Genomic DNA, 14,674 nt, shown 5'->3' with positions numbered 1-14,674 from the left:
TTTCACCTTGTCACGGGTGGATCATTGATCTTGAAGAATTTAGAATATTTTAACATTGATGAGTTATAAGGAAAATCCCAAAATGATATCTAAAGCGATCTTAATTGACTCCCAATAATTGCTTTCTAAAACGCCTAATTTACCTAATACTCGTTTACCGTCTACTGCACGAATTTGAGCCACGTCAATAAAACGATCTTGATCTAACCCATTGACGTTTGAAGGGACAACATTTACCGTATAGGGAGCCTTTTTATTGCCTGGGCGGAACGGCATCACAATCGTTAATTGTCCATACTGATTCATAATATCATTCTGTACAATTAAACAGGGACGAGTTTTTTGCACTTCTGCTCCAACGGTAGGATCTAATCTAATCCAACGAATCTCCCCTCGTTGATAGGTCAAATTACCCTTCCCCATCGATTCCATCCCCTACCACCCTATCCCAATGAGCAATTTCTTGTTGATAATTTGAGTCTTCTATATCCTCTCTCAACGCCTTGATTAATTCCTCTTTCAAAGTCTGTTTTTCCTGCTTTCGTAAAAGATTATTGACATATTCACTACGATTTTTGGGGGCTATCCGATTGAGAAAGGCTACTACGCCCTCATCCAGTGTTATGGCTATTTTTTGCTTTCCCATGTTTGGCAGGTTTTAAGTATGATAGCTCTATCATACTATGTTTTAAAGGTTCCCCTAAAACACTCAAATTTAAGGCGTGTCCCCCAACTACTAAATAAACCGTATCTGCTAAAGTTCCTATTTGACGGGTTAAATGACCCAAGCGATCGCGGAATTGTCGCCCCAAGGGATAAGCAGGAACTACTCCCCACCCCGTTTCTTCCGCCACAAAAATCAGATCGACAGAGGCTTGTTGTACACTGTTAAGTAAATTGGTGGTCGTCTCTTGCCAAGCGGCCTCATCCGCTTCTAACCCATTGGCAACCCAGGTTCCCAACGAATCAATTAATAAACATTGAGGGGGAATGGCTTGGTCAATGGTAGTAGCAAGGGCATAAGGCACAGAAAGAGTCTGCCATTCAGGGGGCCGACGACGGCGATGCTTTTCTAGACGAGTTTGCCATTCCAGATCATCAGGATTTTCTAAGGCCGTTGCCACATACACAATAGGTTTGTCCAAGTTTCGGGCCTGGGTTTCGGCCCATTCACTTTTACCTGAACGGGCAGCCCCAGTGACTAAAATAAGGTGTTGAGAAGGAACTCTTTCCTGAATCATTACAATTTATCGAAAACTTGGGTTTAAAACCCCGTCACTTCGGCAAGCTCAGTGCAAGCCTTCTAGGACGGCTTTTGATATAATAGCTTTTGTGGGAGGGTAATCAACCACTTTAAAAACCCAATTGCTACCTAATAAGTAGACAAGGCCGTGCGGTCTTGGGGTCTCCCCAAGTTGAGCAACTGCCGCGCTGCACCTTGACAATCGAGGATATGAGGTTCTATTCCTTAGTTTTAGTTCTTACCCTTGGAATAGGTAAAATCTTCGCGGGAACTAAACAAACAGCATTGAAACTCAACACCTCGACTCCGCTCGGTGTTGACGCTGAGCGGAGTCGAAGCGTCAAACAAAATTTGCAGCAATGTCTCGACAGTGATGCTCGACAGAACTGCAACTAGGGTAGGGCATACCCAAAGTTAACGCTTGGGGAGAGAACCGCCTCTGGGCTAGATACCGCAAGGGGTCTAGTTTAAGTGGACTCGTTGAACCAAGAATCCCCGCCGTTCTACTGCGAGGGAGTGTCAACAATATTAACCCTTAACTCCCTCTGTGCGAATGTCTAAAATGACTGCTAAAGTCCCTATTTCAGTCCTAATTCCCGCTAAAAATGAACAGCTTAATTTACCCGCTTGTTTAGACAGTGTGGCCAGGGCTGATGAAATTTTTGTGGTAGATTCTCAAAGCAGCGATCGCTCGGTTGAAATTTGTCAGCAATACGGCGCAAATGTTGTTCAATTCTACTTTAACGGAGGCTGGCCTAAAAAGAAAAATTGGTCATTAGAAAATCTTCCTTTTCGCAATGATTGGGTGTTAATTGTTGACTGTGATGAACGCATTACCCCTGAATTATGGGACGAGATTGCGGAAGCAATTCAAAACCCCAATTATAACGGCTATTATCTCAATCGTAAGGTCTTTTTCTTGGGCAAATGGATTCGTTATGGGGGTAAATATCCTGATTGGAATTTACGTCTTTTTCGTCATCAATCTGGACGCTACGAGAATCTTCATACAGAAGATATTCCCAACACAGGAGATAATGAAGTTCACGAACACGTTATTTTAAAAGGTAATGTGGGCTATCTTAAATACGATATGCTCCATATTGATTTTCGTGATATTTTTCATTGGTTAGAAAGACATAATCGTTATTCTAATTGGGAAGCACGGGTCTATTATAATATTTTAACTGGACAAGATGACAGCGGAACTATTGGTTCTAATTTGTTTGGTACTGCTGTTCAAAGAAAACGGTTTCTTAAGAAAATTTGGGTCAAATTACCCCTTAAACCTTTACTGCGGTTTATTCTATTCTACTTCATTCGTTTAGGCTTTTTAGATGGTCAGGCTGGTTATATTTATGGCCGGTTACTCAGTCAATATGAATATCAAATTGGGGTAAAACTCTATGAGTTACGCAATTTTGGCGGTCAATTAAATGTTGCGACTGATCCTGAACCAACGACCCCAAAATCTTTACCTGAACCTGTTAATTTGAACTCTTAATTCTTCCCTTTAAATCAATGGAATCAGATCCAAAGTTTCCTCCGATTTTTGATGCTAACCCTTGGGTAGATTTGCGTCAATATGATCAGTCTTGGTTTGATCGGGGTCGTCCTGGGTGGTATATTCTCCTTTGGTGGTTTATACAATCTATTGCTTTCCCCTTGAGTTTACATAATGCCCATGGGTTTCGTTGTTGGTTATTGCGTCGTTTTGGGGCGGCGATCGGTAAGGGGGTAATAATTCGACCGACTGCCCGTTTTACTTATCCTTGGAAGGTGACTATTGGGGATTATAGTTGGATAGGAGATGATGTTGTTTTTTATAGTTTAGACTCGATAGAAATTGGCTCACAATGCGTAATTTCTCAGGAATGTTATTTGTGTACGGGAAGTCATGATTTTCAAAATATATCCTTTAATTTAATCGTTAATCCGATTAAAATTGGTAATGGTGTTTGGGTGGCCACAGACTGTTTTATTGCCCCTGGGGTACAAATTGGGGCTAATGCAGTGATTGGGGCCCGTAGCAGTGTTTTTAGTGATATTCCCGCCGCACAAGTTGCCTGGGGAACTCCCTGTCGTCCTCATTATCCGAGAACGATGAATTAGTTGTCTAGTTCCTAATTATAAAGAATTGTTGAGAAAATTATTAATAAAGATGAAATATAACTTAAAGATTATGGCTTTCCTTCTTTGGGTGTGTCATAATAGAAGGTAAGAAAGTTAGTGCAAAACTAAATTGTTTGCCAATTATATCACTGTTTAAACTAGAATTAACAGGCTGACAAATGATTAATTATTCTCAGGGAAATACCAATATTAACGATCTGCTCCACCAGATTAAATTAGAGCAAATGAATAAAAAAATGTCTCAATCTCAAGGCTCTGAATTTAAAAATAACTCATCGGATAATTTACTCAATCAACTTAAATCTGAGTTACAAAGCAAAAAAGAACAAAAAACACCAAACCTTAAACCTTCTCAGGAAAGTGAGCAAGCTTTTGTCAATTTAAAACAACAATTTCAACAACAAACTAAAGTTAAGCCTTCTCAGGAAAGTGAACTAAGCTTAGTCAACTTAAAACAACAATTTCAACAACAAACTAAAGTTAAGCCTTCTCAGGAAAGTGAACTAAGCTTAGTCAACTTAAAACAACAATTTCAACAACAAACTAAAGTTAAGCCTTCTCAGGAAAATGAACTAAGCTTAGTTGATTTAAAACAAAAATTTCAACAAACAAAAGAACAACAAAACCAACAATTAACGAAACACAATCAAGAAGAAATACGCTATGCTGAACAGAGGAAACAACAACAAGAAAAATTATTGACTCGTCAAGCACAAAAATGGTTAGATAGCCTTGACAAATATTCAGATGAAGGCCTTTGGTTTGAAGAATTTGCTCGTGCTTATGCCTCTCGTTTAGAGGCTGCGCTTGAATATTTGACCATCTTAAACACCCCTTGTTAATCACCTTGAAACGAGACAATCTTAGTAACTAATTTTCAGGAAATAAATTATGTCAATTTCGCTCAATAAAGGTCAACGAATTTCATTAAATAAAGCACATCCTGGGTTAAAAGCTGCCTTCGTTGGTTTAGGATGGGATGTCAAACAAGTTGATACAGGAAAAGATTTTGATTTAGATGTTTCTGTGTTTATGTTAGGAGCAAATGAGAAATTAATTGGTGATGAATACTTAATATTTTATAATAACTTAAAAAGTCCTGATCCTGGCCATTCAGTGGAACACATGGGAGACAATTTAACTGGGGAAGGAGAAGGGGATGATGAAGTTGTCTTAGTCAATTTTACCAAGATTCCCAAGGACGTTCAAAAATTAGTTTTTGTTGTAACAATTCATGAAGCTGACGCAAGAGGACAGAACTTTGGACAAGTTGAAAATGCCTTTGTGCGCTTAGTGGATGTCCAAACCAAAGAAGAAGTGCTACGCTATGATTTAACCGAAACTTATTCAATTGAAACGGCACTTATTATCACAGAAATTTATCGAAAAGATGAGGAATGGCGCATGAGTGCTGTGGGTTCCGGTTATCAAGGAGGTTTACAAGCCATTCTCAATCGTTACTATAACTAGGATAAAATCATGGCAATTAATCTTAAAAAAGGACAGCGAATTTCCCTCAAGAAAGAAGCCCCAGGTTTAACGAATGTAATGTGTGGTTTAGGTTGGGATGTAGCCCAAGGAGGCGGACTATTTGGAATGTTTAAAACAGCCGATTTCGATCTCGATGCCTCTGTATTGTGTCTCAATTCTCATGATAAACTAGAGAGTAAATCTGATGTTATTTACTTTGGAAATCTCCGCCATTCATCAGGGGCAATTACCCATTTAGGGGATAATTTAACGGGTGCAGGTGCGGGAGATGACGAGCAAATATTAGTTGATTTACCGAAGATTCCTGAACGCATTATTAAGCTTGTTTTTGTAGTAAATATTTATGAATGTATACAACGACAACAAGACTTTGGAAAAGTTAGGAATGCCTTTGTGCGGTTGGTCGATTTAAGTAACAATAAAGAAATTGCTCGATATAGTTTATCAGGAGAAGAATATCAAGGACAAACGGGGATGATTTTAGCAGAAGTCTACCGAGAGGATGATGAATGGAAGATGGCAGCAGTAGGAGAAGGAATTGCTGTTAACGGTTTACAAGCTCTGACGAACAGTTACTATTAATAACATTAAAGAGGTAAATGATCATGCCAATTAATCTACAAAAAGGACAAAAAATATCTTTAGACAAAGCTTCCCCAGGTTTAGAAGCTGCCTTTATTGGGTTAGGATGGGACGTTAAAAAAGTCGATACAGGCAAAGACTTTGATATTGATGTTTCTGTGTTCTTATTAGGAGAAAATGAAAGATTACTCTCTGATAAGCATCTAATCTTTTACAACAACAAAAAAAGTCCTGATTCCGATCATTCAGTAGAACACATGGGGGATAATTTAACAGGTGCAGGGGAAGGAGATGATGAGGTTGTTTTAGTTAATTTGACTAAGATACCTTCTGAGGTTCACAAATTAGTTTTTGTCGTGACAATTCATGAAGCTGATGCAAGAGGACAGAACTTTGGACAAGTTGAAAATGCCTTCGTGCGTCTCATGGATGTCAAAACCAAAAATGAAGTATTACGCTATGATTTAAGCGAAGATTACTCTATTGAAACCGCTTTAATTATGGCGGAAATTTACAAAAAAGATGGAGAATGGCGCATGAGTGCCGTGGGTTCTGGTTATGAAGGTGGTTTAGAAGCGATTGTCAATCGTTATTATGGTTAGGTCAAGAAAATAAAAATTCATTGAGAAAAATTTCATGACTGAACAAATTTTTGACCAAAAAGCCTCTTTTTTTGACCGTTGGGCCCCCAATTATGATGTCTTATTCACTACCATCTTTTATCAATCAATTCACAAAAGACTCCTATCTTATGTTAGTTTACCCCATCCCTCTCAAGTCTTAGATTTAGGCTGTGGAACTGGTCGCCTTTTAAACCGTTTAGCTGCCCAATTTCCAGACTTACAAGGAACGGGAGTAGACTTATCACCTCAAATGCTAAAAGAGGCCCGTCACAATAATCAACATCATCCTCGTTTAATTTACACAAAAGGAAATGCTGAGTCCCTTCCTTTTGCGAATAATCAATTTGATGCTGTTTTTAATACCATTAGTTTTCTTCACTATCCAAACCCAGAACAAGTATTCTCTGAAGTCAGTCGAATATTACGTCCCCAAGGACAATTTTACTTAGCTGATTCTACCATGGGAAATATCCGTTCTATTCCTTTTTCTCCTGGGGGTATTCGTTTTTATTCTCCCCAACAACGGGAAAATTATGCTAAAAATGTTGGGTTGGAATGTATAGGACACTATTATTTATTAGAGAGAATTATTCTCAGTCTTTTTAGAAAACCTGATCGCCCTTAAAAAAGAGTAGCCATCTTTTGCCCTTATATGTAACAATAGATTAAATTCAAGTATAAAACTTGACATCCCTGTACTTTTCTGCATTCCTGGAGTCTAGGAATGCACACTTTGTAGTAAAGTAAAACGAGTTAAGCTCGTACTTATGTGTTGTTTATGGCTATCGTGACACAATTTACCCTTACTTCTCCTTACCTGGGGGCATTTTTGCCCATTGATAGTATCTTTTCCACTCAAGGTATCATGGTGATGCTTTTGGCAGCCTACGGGTTAGCGATGTGGATGTTTTTGACCAGTGCGCCGAAAGTTTATACCATCATGGTATCAGATTTAGAGGTTGCACGACAATTTTATGAAGGTTTATTGGAATTAAATGTGGCTGATGTTCCCCTACATTACTATTATAATTATGAGCAAACTTTAGGCACAGCAGGCATCGATCCCTTGTATATGTCTGCCACCCCAACAATGACTGCAACCAGTAATTTAGGGGGCAGAGATGGGCTTTGGTATCAGCTAAAGAAAAATACTCAACTACATATTATTACTGGGGCAAGTCATGGTTATAAAAATCGTCAACGCCATGTTTGTTTTGATAGTGAATGTTTAGAAGATCTGTTATTAAGAGTCGAATCAAGACGGCTAAAATATAAAGTACGCCGTAAAAAACCACTTAATTTTTTAGTCAAAGATCTTGATGAAAGAGTTATTGAAATGGTGGAAGTTAAGAATTAGATAATCTAGTAAGGTGGGCATTGCTCACCTTACCTAAGCTACAATTTTAATGGAGTTTAATTACTTTAATGCGTCTAACCATTCAACCTTTTACTGTTCATAAACGTTTTCCCTTAACTATCAGTCGGGGAACCACGGCCCAAACCACAAATCTATGGTTAAAAATAGAATCAGATGGCATCGAAGGATGGGGAGAAGCTTCGCCCTTTTCTGTCATTAAAGAAACTAGCACAAATTCCGAAATATTACAACAAGAATTAACAGAAATTATTCCTATTTTAGAAAGATTTAGCCCCTTAGATCGGCAAGAAATAGAGAATGTTTTAATTGAAAGTAACCTTAATTCTTCTCTCCGCGCTGCTATTGATACTGCTTTATATGACTGGTTAGGAAAAAAGGTTAATTTACCTTTATGGAAATTATGGGGGTTAAATAGAGATAAAATTGTTCCAACTTCCGTTACCATTGGTATTAGTTCCCCCGAAAAAGCAGTAGAAAGAGTGAGAAACTGGCTTAATTTTATGGATGCTAAAGTATTAAAAATTAAGTTGGGTTCGACTGATGGAATAGAAGCAGATAAGGCAATGATTTTAGCTATTCGTGAAGCGACTCCTCATATTCCTTTAACAGTTGATGCTAATGGAGGATGGAATTTAAAAGATGCTATCTATATGATTGATTGGTTAGTAACTCAAAATGTCAGATATATTGAACAACCTTTAAATGTCGGAGATGAAGGAAACTTACCCCAATTATATCAGCGATCGCCTTTACCTATTTTTGCCGATGAAAGTTGTTTTAATAGTGAAGATATTATCAAACTTTCTCCCTATATTCATGGTATTAATATTAAACTAATGAAAGCAGGAGGATTAACGGAAGTAATGCGAATGATTGCTATAGCTAAAGCTTGTAAATTACAAATTATGTATGGTTGTTATTCTGATAGTATTTTAGCCAATACTGCGATGTGTCATCTTGCACCTTATGCTGATTATTTAGACTTAGATAGTCATTTAAACTTGATTGATGATCCTTTTGACGGTGTTACTTTAGAAGAAGGAAAGTTAATGTTGAATAATTTACCAGGATTAGGCGTAAATTATTGCGGATATTAGAATTTTAAAAATAGATTTATATAATTTATCATCGTTTGTGTGATTTTTCTTACTTAGATGGGAATACTAAGAAAGAAGATCTATTTAGGGATAAACTCATGCAAGCATCACAAACTAAACTACAAGATATTCTTGATAATACAAGACAATATATTATTCCTCTCTTTCAACGCCCCTATAGTTGGAAAAAATCAGAATGGCAAACCTTATGGGATGATATTTTAGAACTCTATACAACAGACTCTCCCCGCATTCATTTTATGGGATCGATTGTAACAAGTCAAATCCCATCAGTACCTCAAGCAGTAACCAAATACTCATTAATTGATGGTCAGCAGAGACTAACAACTATTGTTATTTTATTTTGTGCTTTGCGAGATTATGCAAAAAAAGCTGAAGAACAGAGACTAGCAGAAGAAATTAATGATAAAATGTTAGTTAATAAGTTTAGCGAAGGAATAGATTATTATAAATTGCAACCAACACAAGCTGATCGTCAAGTATTTCAAAATATTATTAATAATGAAGAAAATTTAAGCAATTATAGCGATATTTTAGAATGTTATATATTTTTTGATAAGCAACTTAGAAAAAATCGAATAAATACAAGAAAAATCAAACAAATTATCGGCAATAATCTATCTTTTATTAGCATTTTGTTAAGTGCAGATGATGATCCTTATCTTGTTTTTGAAAGTCTTAATGCAAAAGGAAGACCTTTAACGCAAGCAGATTTAATTCGCAATTACTTTTTTATGAAAATTAAGACCGATAAGCAAGAGTCAGTTTATCAGCAATACTGGCTTCCTATGCAAGATAGTTTAGGAGATAATCTTACTGAATTTATTCGTCATTATTTAACTAAAAGTGGTAACGTCGTCAAACAAAATGATGTTTATTTTGTCATCAAAGAACAAATTAATAATAAAGAAGCATTGCTTTATCTTCAAGATTTAGTGAAATTTTCTAAGTATTATGCAAAACTTTTAGATCCAAATTTAGAACAACAAGAACAAGTTCGTAAATGTTTACATCGGATCAATCGTTTAGATATCGCTACCGTTTATCCATTTTTATTGAATTATTATGATGAATGGACACAAAACCAGATCACACAACAAGACTTTATTGATGTTTTAAAAATAATTGAAAACTTTATTTTACGCCGCTTTGTCTGTAATATTCAAACTCAAGGACTTAATCGTATTTTTGCATCTCTTTATTTACAAATAATTAAAGATATTGACCTCGCTTCTCAAACTTTAGTTGATCGATTAAAATTAGTTTTACAAACTCAAGGATATCCTAAAGATAATGAATTTAGAGAAGGATTAATACAAGTCAAGCTTTATGGTGGTAATCGCTCTGAAAAAGCTAAAATTATCCTTGAATCTATTGAAGAATCATTTAACCATAAAGAACAAGTCTCTTTTGATAATCTTTCTATTGAACATATTATGCCCCAAAAATTGACAGATTGGTGGCAGCAGCATTTAGGAGAAGATTGGGAAATAACCCATGAATTATTAATACATTCTCTAGGTAATTTAACATTAACTGCGTCAGAATATAATAGTAGTATTTCCAATCATAACTTTTCTGATAAACAAAAGCAGTTCAATAACAGTCATTTAGAATTAAATAAGTATTTTGGTAATCAAGAAACTTGGAAAAGAGAAGATATTGAAAAGAGAGCAGAATATTTGGCTGATATTGCCCTTAAAATTTGGAATTATTTTGGAGATGAATCTATGAAAATCATTCAACCGAGTAGTGTTACAGGAAAAACGCCGAAGTTACTTAATATGTTAGGAACAGAATATCATGTTAAAAGCTGGCGAGATGTTTTAGAAATAACCCTTAATACAATTGCTGATTTTGAACCAGATAGTTTTAAAGATATTATGGAACAATTTCCTCGTTTTGTGGGGTTGGATGACAAAAACTTCCGTGATACTCGAAAACTTAAAAATGGAGCATTTATTGAAGTAAATTTACCAGCTAAGAGCATTTATGCTTTTTGTCTCAAAGCCATAGAAACAGCAGAACTTTCACAAGAAGAATGGGATGTTGAAACTATCCTTAGAACTTAATAATTAAACCATAATTGTTTTCTTGATTGTGATTTTACAAGACAAAAAGCGAATGTTGTCCTCTAACTTGTTCGATTTCCAATAATTCAGGATTAGGAGAACCTTTTAAGAAATCAGTGCGATCGCTGATCTTGTTGATTAAACTTTAAACTAAAACTAATCAGAATAAATATCTCGACGATGACCAACTTGATGAATTGTAATAAAGTCATCATCAAAAGAATATATCACTCTGTAATCGCCAATTCTAAGTTTAAACAAACCGCTTAAATTAGCACTTAATTCTTGATGTCTAATATCATCAAAATTTTCACTTATCCAACGAATCTTTTTAAAGATACGCTCCCGAACAAATTACCGTAAGCGACTCTAAACCTTCAACGGCTTTATCGGTAAATTCTATACGGTGACGCATTACCAATTTAACCCTAATCTTTGAGCTACTTCTTCCGCAGAAATTCCCCGTTCTCCGTTTCGAGTTCGCTGTAAAGAGTCAGCTAGAGATTCAGCTACATCAGGCTTAAGCCGTTTATCAACATCAGGATCGCTTAGCAGAGATTGAACTGTTTCCGTAATAGTTTCTTGAATCAAAAACTTAAAATCTTCAACACTTAGGTCTTTAACTTGCATTCTTGTACTTACAACTCACTATTCTGACTATAACATTGTTTGAGAATAGTGCGGTCTGCTTCGCAGTGCCTTCGGCAACGCCGATCTTGTAGGTTGGGTTGACGAAGGAAACCCAACACCTAATAAATAAAATATACTTAGATTATGCTAATTTACTTAGTGCGATCGCCGATCTTGTAGGTTGGGTTGACGAAGGAAACCCAACACCTAATAAATAAAATATACTTAGATTATGCTAATTTACTTAGAGGTCAAATATGATTACAGAAAATATGGTAAAACCCTCTTTTTGGGTAGAAACAGGAGTAAAAATAAGTAAAGTCAGACAGCTTTACTTATTCAAATTCACCGATCAACTTCAAGAACGTTTAGACGAACTTTCGGAAAAGAATAAAACAGAAACTCTAACTTTAGAAGAAACCGCAGAATTAGCAGGTATTTTAGAACTCAATCAAATTTTTACCCTGATGAATGCCAAAATAATTGCAGAATCTAAATGATTGATAAAAACATCCGTAAATTAATTCGAGAACGGGCAAAATATCTCTGTGAATACTGTCATTCTCCCGAAGAAGCAAGTGCTGCATTATTTGAAATCGACCATATTATTCCCCAATCTTTAGGGGGATCTGATGCTTCCGAAAATCTCGCCTTAGCTTGTCAGCGTTGTAATGGATATCGCTATAATTTTACAAAAGGAATCGATCCAGAAACAAAAGAAGAAATTCCTCTATTTAATCCTCGCCAGCAAAAATGGTCAGAGCATTTTATTTGGACAGAAGATGGACTGAAAATTATCGGTTTTACTCCAATTGGTAGAGCAACCTGTAAACGTCTTGATTTTAATGATGAGTATCACAATGAAGGATTTATTATCAAAGCTCGTCGTTTATGGATAAAAGGGGGTTGGCATCCTCCTGATGAAGATTTGCAATAATTTGTAGTGCGATTCCAGTGCGATCGCGGCTCTTGTAGGTTGGGTGATCGGAACTCAACCCAACACCAACACCTACCGATTCCCCTATTTGTTGGGTTTCCTTCGTCAACCCAACCTACAATAATAGAGGGTTTGAGTAATGTGCTTTATAATAGGAAAAGGGCTAAAAAAATCGTTAGAGAATTCTAGAATGACTAACTATAATAGCGATTTAACAATTTGGGCAAAGAATACTGCTCAGTTATTACGAGAACGTCGTTGGGATGCAATTGATTGGGATCATCTCATTGAGGAAGTTGAAGATTTGGGAAAAAGTGAACGAAGCGCGATCGCCTCTCAAATGGAACGAATCATGATACATCTGCTTAAGTGGCAATATCAACTCCAACGTCTCACCGATAGCTGGTTAGACTCTATCAATGATGGACGTTCCCAAATTCGTCGTAAGCTTGAAGATAGCCCTAGTTTAGTCAATTATCCCCGGCAAATTCTAGAAAAAGAATATATAAGAGCGCGTCGAGAAGCATCCCGACAAACTCGTCTAGAAATTAGCATTTTCCCTGAATCATGTCCCTACATCATTGAACAGGTAATTAATGATTGGTTCCCTGATGATAGTGTTGATTAGATTAGAAATAAACTTAAACTAAGATAAGTCATGATTGCAATTAAACCCAATAATTACCTATTCCCAGAAGACTATCTAGAATTAGAACGTCATAGTGAGATTAAACACGAATATATTGATGGAAAAATCTATGCTATGGCAGGAGGAACAAAAGCACACAATACCATTAGTCTCAACCTAGCAATTCTTTTCCGAGAACATTTACAGGGTTCACTTTGTCAAACGTTTATGTCAGATATAAAAGTTAACTTATCAAATAAAAAACGCTTTTTTTACCCTGATATTGTGGTAACTTGTGATGATAATGATGATCAAAATGCCTATGAAATTGAATTTCCCAAGGTCATTATTGAAGTTTTATCAGAATCAACTGAACAATTTGATCGGGGCAAAAAATTCCAATTTTATCGCACTATTCCCAGTTTACAAGAATATATCTTAGTTAGTTCTCAACAATATTTAGTGGAATGTTTTCGACGTACAGCTAATAATTTATGGCTCTTAGAAACCTATGAAAATTTAGAGGTAATCGCTCATATTGAAAGTTTAGAGCTTGAGGCTCCTCTATCACTTATTTATGCTACTCTTGCTCTTGATTTAATTACCAACGAAAATAATAAGTAAGTAAGTCTGATAAAAATGATAACTTCCTTAAAAAACCATTAATCTTTTTCTGATTTATAATCTAGAAACAATACAATTAAATTGAGAGATTAAGTAATAACTAGAAAATCAGAAATTTTTATCTGAAACTAGATAAGGAGTAAACCATTGTGCATTTGACAGCTAATCATCGCGTCGCTATCCTACTCCATGAAGGAATCAAAGGCACTCACGGTAAAACGGGATTAGCTTATTTACGTTATGGACAAGCTTCAATAGTTGCTGTCATTGATGCTGAATGCGCCGGAAAATCCTTAAAAGATGTGACAGGTATCGCCAAAGATATTCCCATTGTATCGAGTGTTCAAGCGGCTTTAGCTTATAACCCAGATGTCTTATTAATCGGTATTGCGCCGTCTGGAGGCGTTTTACCCGATGCTTGGCTAGAAGAAGTCAAACAGGGAGTTACCACAGGTTTATCCGTTGCTAATGGGTTACATACCCCTTTAAAGCCCTATTTTGATAGTTTACAACCTGAACAATGGATCTGGGATATTCGCAAAGAACCGTCAGGGTTAAGTATCGGGTTAGCTAAAGCGCGATCGCTTGCTTGTAAGCGTATTTTAACCGTTGGTACGGATATGTCTGTTGGTAAGATGTCTACTAGCTTAGAATGTCATGCTGCTGCCCAAAAACGGGGAATTAAGTCTAAATTTTTGGGAACGGGACAGGGAGGAATCATGATTTCTGGGGAAGGTATTGCCCTAGATGCAATTCGGGTAGATTTTGCGGCGGGAGCCGTGGAAAAGATGGTTTTAAGCGCAGGAAATGACTATGATGTGTTGTGGATAGAAGGGCAGGGTTCTTTATTACATCCAGGTTCAACCGCTACCTTACCCTTAATTAGAGGCAGTCAACCCACAGGATTAATATTAGTTCATCGTGCCGGACAAACCCACATTAGACACGCTTCCCATGTTGCTATTCCTCCCTTATCAGAAGTAATATCAGTTTATGAAAGCGTCGCTAGTGTTGCGGGTGCGACAGATAAAGTTAAAGTTAAAGCGATCGCCCTTAATACCTTCCATTTAGACACAACTGCGGCACAAAATGCCATAGAAACTGTTAAAGATATGACAGGAATTCCTTGTACTGATGTGGTTAGGTTTGGGGGAGATTATTTGTTAGATTATCTATAAACTTTGTAGGGGTAATTGATGAATTACCCCTAACTTA

General features: G+C 36.5%; 20 protein-coding genes. 15 read left to right on the top strand and 5 right to left on the bottom strand.

Features of this window, described 5'->3' with window-relative positions; translation table 11 throughout:
• Nucleotides 1-63: 63 nt before the first annotated feature.
• The 3 genes from VB691_RS03500 to cobU are packed head-to-tail and all read right to left on the bottom strand — an operon-like array spanning nucleotide 64 to nucleotide 1,241.
• Nucleotides 64-408 (bottom strand): type II toxin-antitoxin system PemK/MazF family toxin, encoded by a 345-nt coding sequence (locus tag VB691_RS03500; RefSeq protein ID WP_323290070.1) that lies wholly within the window; start codon nucleotides 406-408, stop codon nucleotides 64-66.
• 1 nt (nucleotide 409) lies between these two features.
• On the bottom strand, nucleotides 410-646 hold the full coding sequence (locus VB691_RS03495) for a CopG family transcriptional regulator (protein ID WP_323290069.1): 237 nt from the start codon (nucleotides 644-646) through the stop codon (nucleotides 410-412).
• The gene (cobU, locus tag VB691_RS03490; RefSeq protein WP_323290068.1) at nucleotides 612-1,241 is read right to left on the bottom strand and encodes a bifunctional adenosylcobinamide kinase/adenosylcobinamide-phosphate guanylyltransferase; all 630 of its coding nucleotides are present in this window, start codon (nucleotides 1,239-1,241) and stop codon (nucleotides 612-614) included. Before cobU ends, VB691_RS03495 begins: the two co-directional genes overlap by 35 nt.
• Before the next feature lie 555 nt (nucleotides 1,242-1,796).
• On the opposite strand from cobU, the gene VB691_RS03485 reads away from it, so the two are divergent.
• From VB691_RS03485 to VB691_RS03440, 10 genes are all read left to right on the top strand, one after another.
• On the top strand, nucleotides 1,797-2,747 hold the full coding sequence (locus tag VB691_RS03485) for a glycosyltransferase family 2 protein (RefSeq protein WP_323290067.1): 951 nt from the start codon (nucleotides 1,797-1,799) through the stop codon (nucleotides 2,745-2,747).
• Between the two features lie 17 nt (nucleotides 2,748-2,764).
• The gene (gene hpsU, locus VB691_RS03480; protein WP_323290066.1) at nucleotides 2,765-3,355 is read left to right on the top strand and encodes a hormogonium polysaccharide biosynthesis acetyltransferase HpsU; all 591 of its coding nucleotides are present in this window, start codon (nucleotides 2,765-2,767) and stop codon (nucleotides 3,353-3,355) included.
• A gap of 179 nt (nucleotides 3,356-3,534) precedes the next feature.
• Complete coding sequence (locus VB691_RS03475) at nucleotides 3,535-4,218, top strand: salt stress protein, Slr1339 family (RefSeq protein WP_323290065.1); 684 nt, start codon at nucleotides 3,535-3,537, stop codon at nucleotides 4,216-4,218.
• Between the two features lie 49 nt (nucleotides 4,219-4,267).
• Nucleotides 4,268-4,846, top strand: a complete 579-nt coding sequence (locus tag VB691_RS03470; RefSeq protein ID WP_323290064.1) for a TerD family protein — start codon at nucleotides 4,268-4,270, stop codon at nucleotides 4,844-4,846.
• A 9-nt stretch (nucleotides 4,847-4,855) separates the two neighbouring features.
• A complete protein-coding gene (locus VB691_RS03465; protein ID WP_323290063.1) occupies nucleotides 4,856-5,449 on the top strand; it encodes a TerD family protein in 594 nt (197 codons plus the stop codon).
• A 23-nt stretch (nucleotides 5,450-5,472) separates the two neighbouring features.
• Complete coding sequence (locus VB691_RS03460; RefSeq protein ID WP_323290062.1) at nucleotides 5,473-6,051, top strand: TerD family protein; 579 nt, start codon at nucleotides 5,473-5,475, stop codon at nucleotides 6,049-6,051.
• A gap of 34 nt (nucleotides 6,052-6,085) precedes the next feature.
• On the top strand, nucleotides 6,086-6,697 hold the full coding sequence (locus VB691_RS03455; protein WP_323290061.1) for a class I SAM-dependent methyltransferase: 612 nt from the start codon (nucleotides 6,086-6,088) through the stop codon (nucleotides 6,695-6,697).
• A gap of 153 nt (nucleotides 6,698-6,850) precedes the next feature.
• Entirely contained in the window at nucleotides 6,851-7,429 is a 579-nt protein-coding gene (locus VB691_RS03450) for a glyoxalase-like domain protein (RefSeq protein WP_323290060.1), read from the top strand.
• 68 nt (nucleotides 7,430-7,497) lie between these two features.
• Entirely contained in the window at nucleotides 7,498-8,547 is a 1,050-nt protein-coding gene (locus VB691_RS03445; protein ID WP_323290059.1) for a dipeptide epimerase, read from the top strand.
• A 98-nt stretch (nucleotides 8,548-8,645) separates the two neighbouring features.
• The gene (locus tag VB691_RS03440) at nucleotides 8,646-10,640 is read left to right on the top strand and encodes a DUF262 domain-containing protein (protein ID WP_323290058.1); all 1,995 of its coding nucleotides are present in this window, start codon (nucleotides 8,646-8,648) and stop codon (nucleotides 10,638-10,640) included.
• 156 nt (nucleotides 10,641-10,796) lie between these two features.
• Here VB691_RS03440 and VB691_RS03435 read toward each other — a convergent pair whose 3' ends face one another.
• A complete protein-coding gene (locus VB691_RS03435; protein ID WP_323290177.1) occupies nucleotides 10,797-10,937 on the bottom strand; it encodes a type II toxin-antitoxin system RelE family toxin in 141 nt (46 codons plus the stop codon).
• Between the two features lie 117 nt (nucleotides 10,938-11,054).
• Nucleotides 11,055-11,270 (bottom strand): hypothetical protein, encoded by a 216-nt coding sequence (locus VB691_RS03430; protein ID WP_323290057.1) that lies wholly within the window; start codon nucleotides 11,268-11,270, stop codon nucleotides 11,055-11,057.
• Nucleotides 11,271-11,527: 257 nt separating this feature from the next.
• Between VB691_RS03430 and VB691_RS03425 the strand changes: the two genes are divergently transcribed.
• From VB691_RS03425 to VB691_RS03405, 5 genes are all read left to right on the top strand, one after another.
• Nucleotides 11,528-11,770 (top strand): hypothetical protein, encoded by a 243-nt coding sequence (locus VB691_RS03425; protein ID WP_323290056.1) that lies wholly within the window; start codon nucleotides 11,528-11,530, stop codon nucleotides 11,768-11,770.
• Nucleotides 11,767-12,207 (top strand): HNH endonuclease, encoded by a 441-nt coding sequence (locus tag VB691_RS03420; RefSeq protein ID WP_323290055.1) that lies wholly within the window; start codon nucleotides 11,767-11,769, stop codon nucleotides 12,205-12,207. The genes VB691_RS03425 and VB691_RS03420 overlap by 4 nt, the downstream gene beginning before the upstream one ends.
• 190 nt (nucleotides 12,208-12,397) lie before the next feature.
• The gene (locus VB691_RS03415) at nucleotides 12,398-12,835 is read left to right on the top strand and encodes a DUF29 domain-containing protein (RefSeq protein ID WP_323290054.1); all 438 of its coding nucleotides are present in this window, start codon (nucleotides 12,398-12,400) and stop codon (nucleotides 12,833-12,835) included.
• Nucleotides 12,836-12,865: 30 nt separating this feature from the next.
• Complete coding sequence (locus VB691_RS03410; RefSeq protein ID WP_323290053.1) at nucleotides 12,866-13,459, top strand: Uma2 family endonuclease; 594 nt, start codon at nucleotides 12,866-12,868, stop codon at nucleotides 13,457-13,459.
• A 149-nt stretch (nucleotides 13,460-13,608) separates the two neighbouring features.
• The gene (locus VB691_RS03405) at nucleotides 13,609-14,637 is read left to right on the top strand and encodes a DUF1611 domain-containing protein (protein WP_323290052.1); all 1,029 of its coding nucleotides are present in this window, start codon (nucleotides 13,609-13,611) and stop codon (nucleotides 14,635-14,637) included.
• Nucleotides 14,638-14,674 lie beyond the last annotated feature (37 nt).

This window comes from Crocosphaera sp. XPORK-15E (assembly GCF_034931425.1).
Classification (GTDB): domain Bacteria; phylum Cyanobacteriota; class Cyanobacteriia; order Cyanobacteriales; family Microcystaceae; genus UHCC-0190.
Note: the sequence above shows the minus strand (reverse complement) of the source record. Positions and strands in the feature narration are given on the sequence as shown.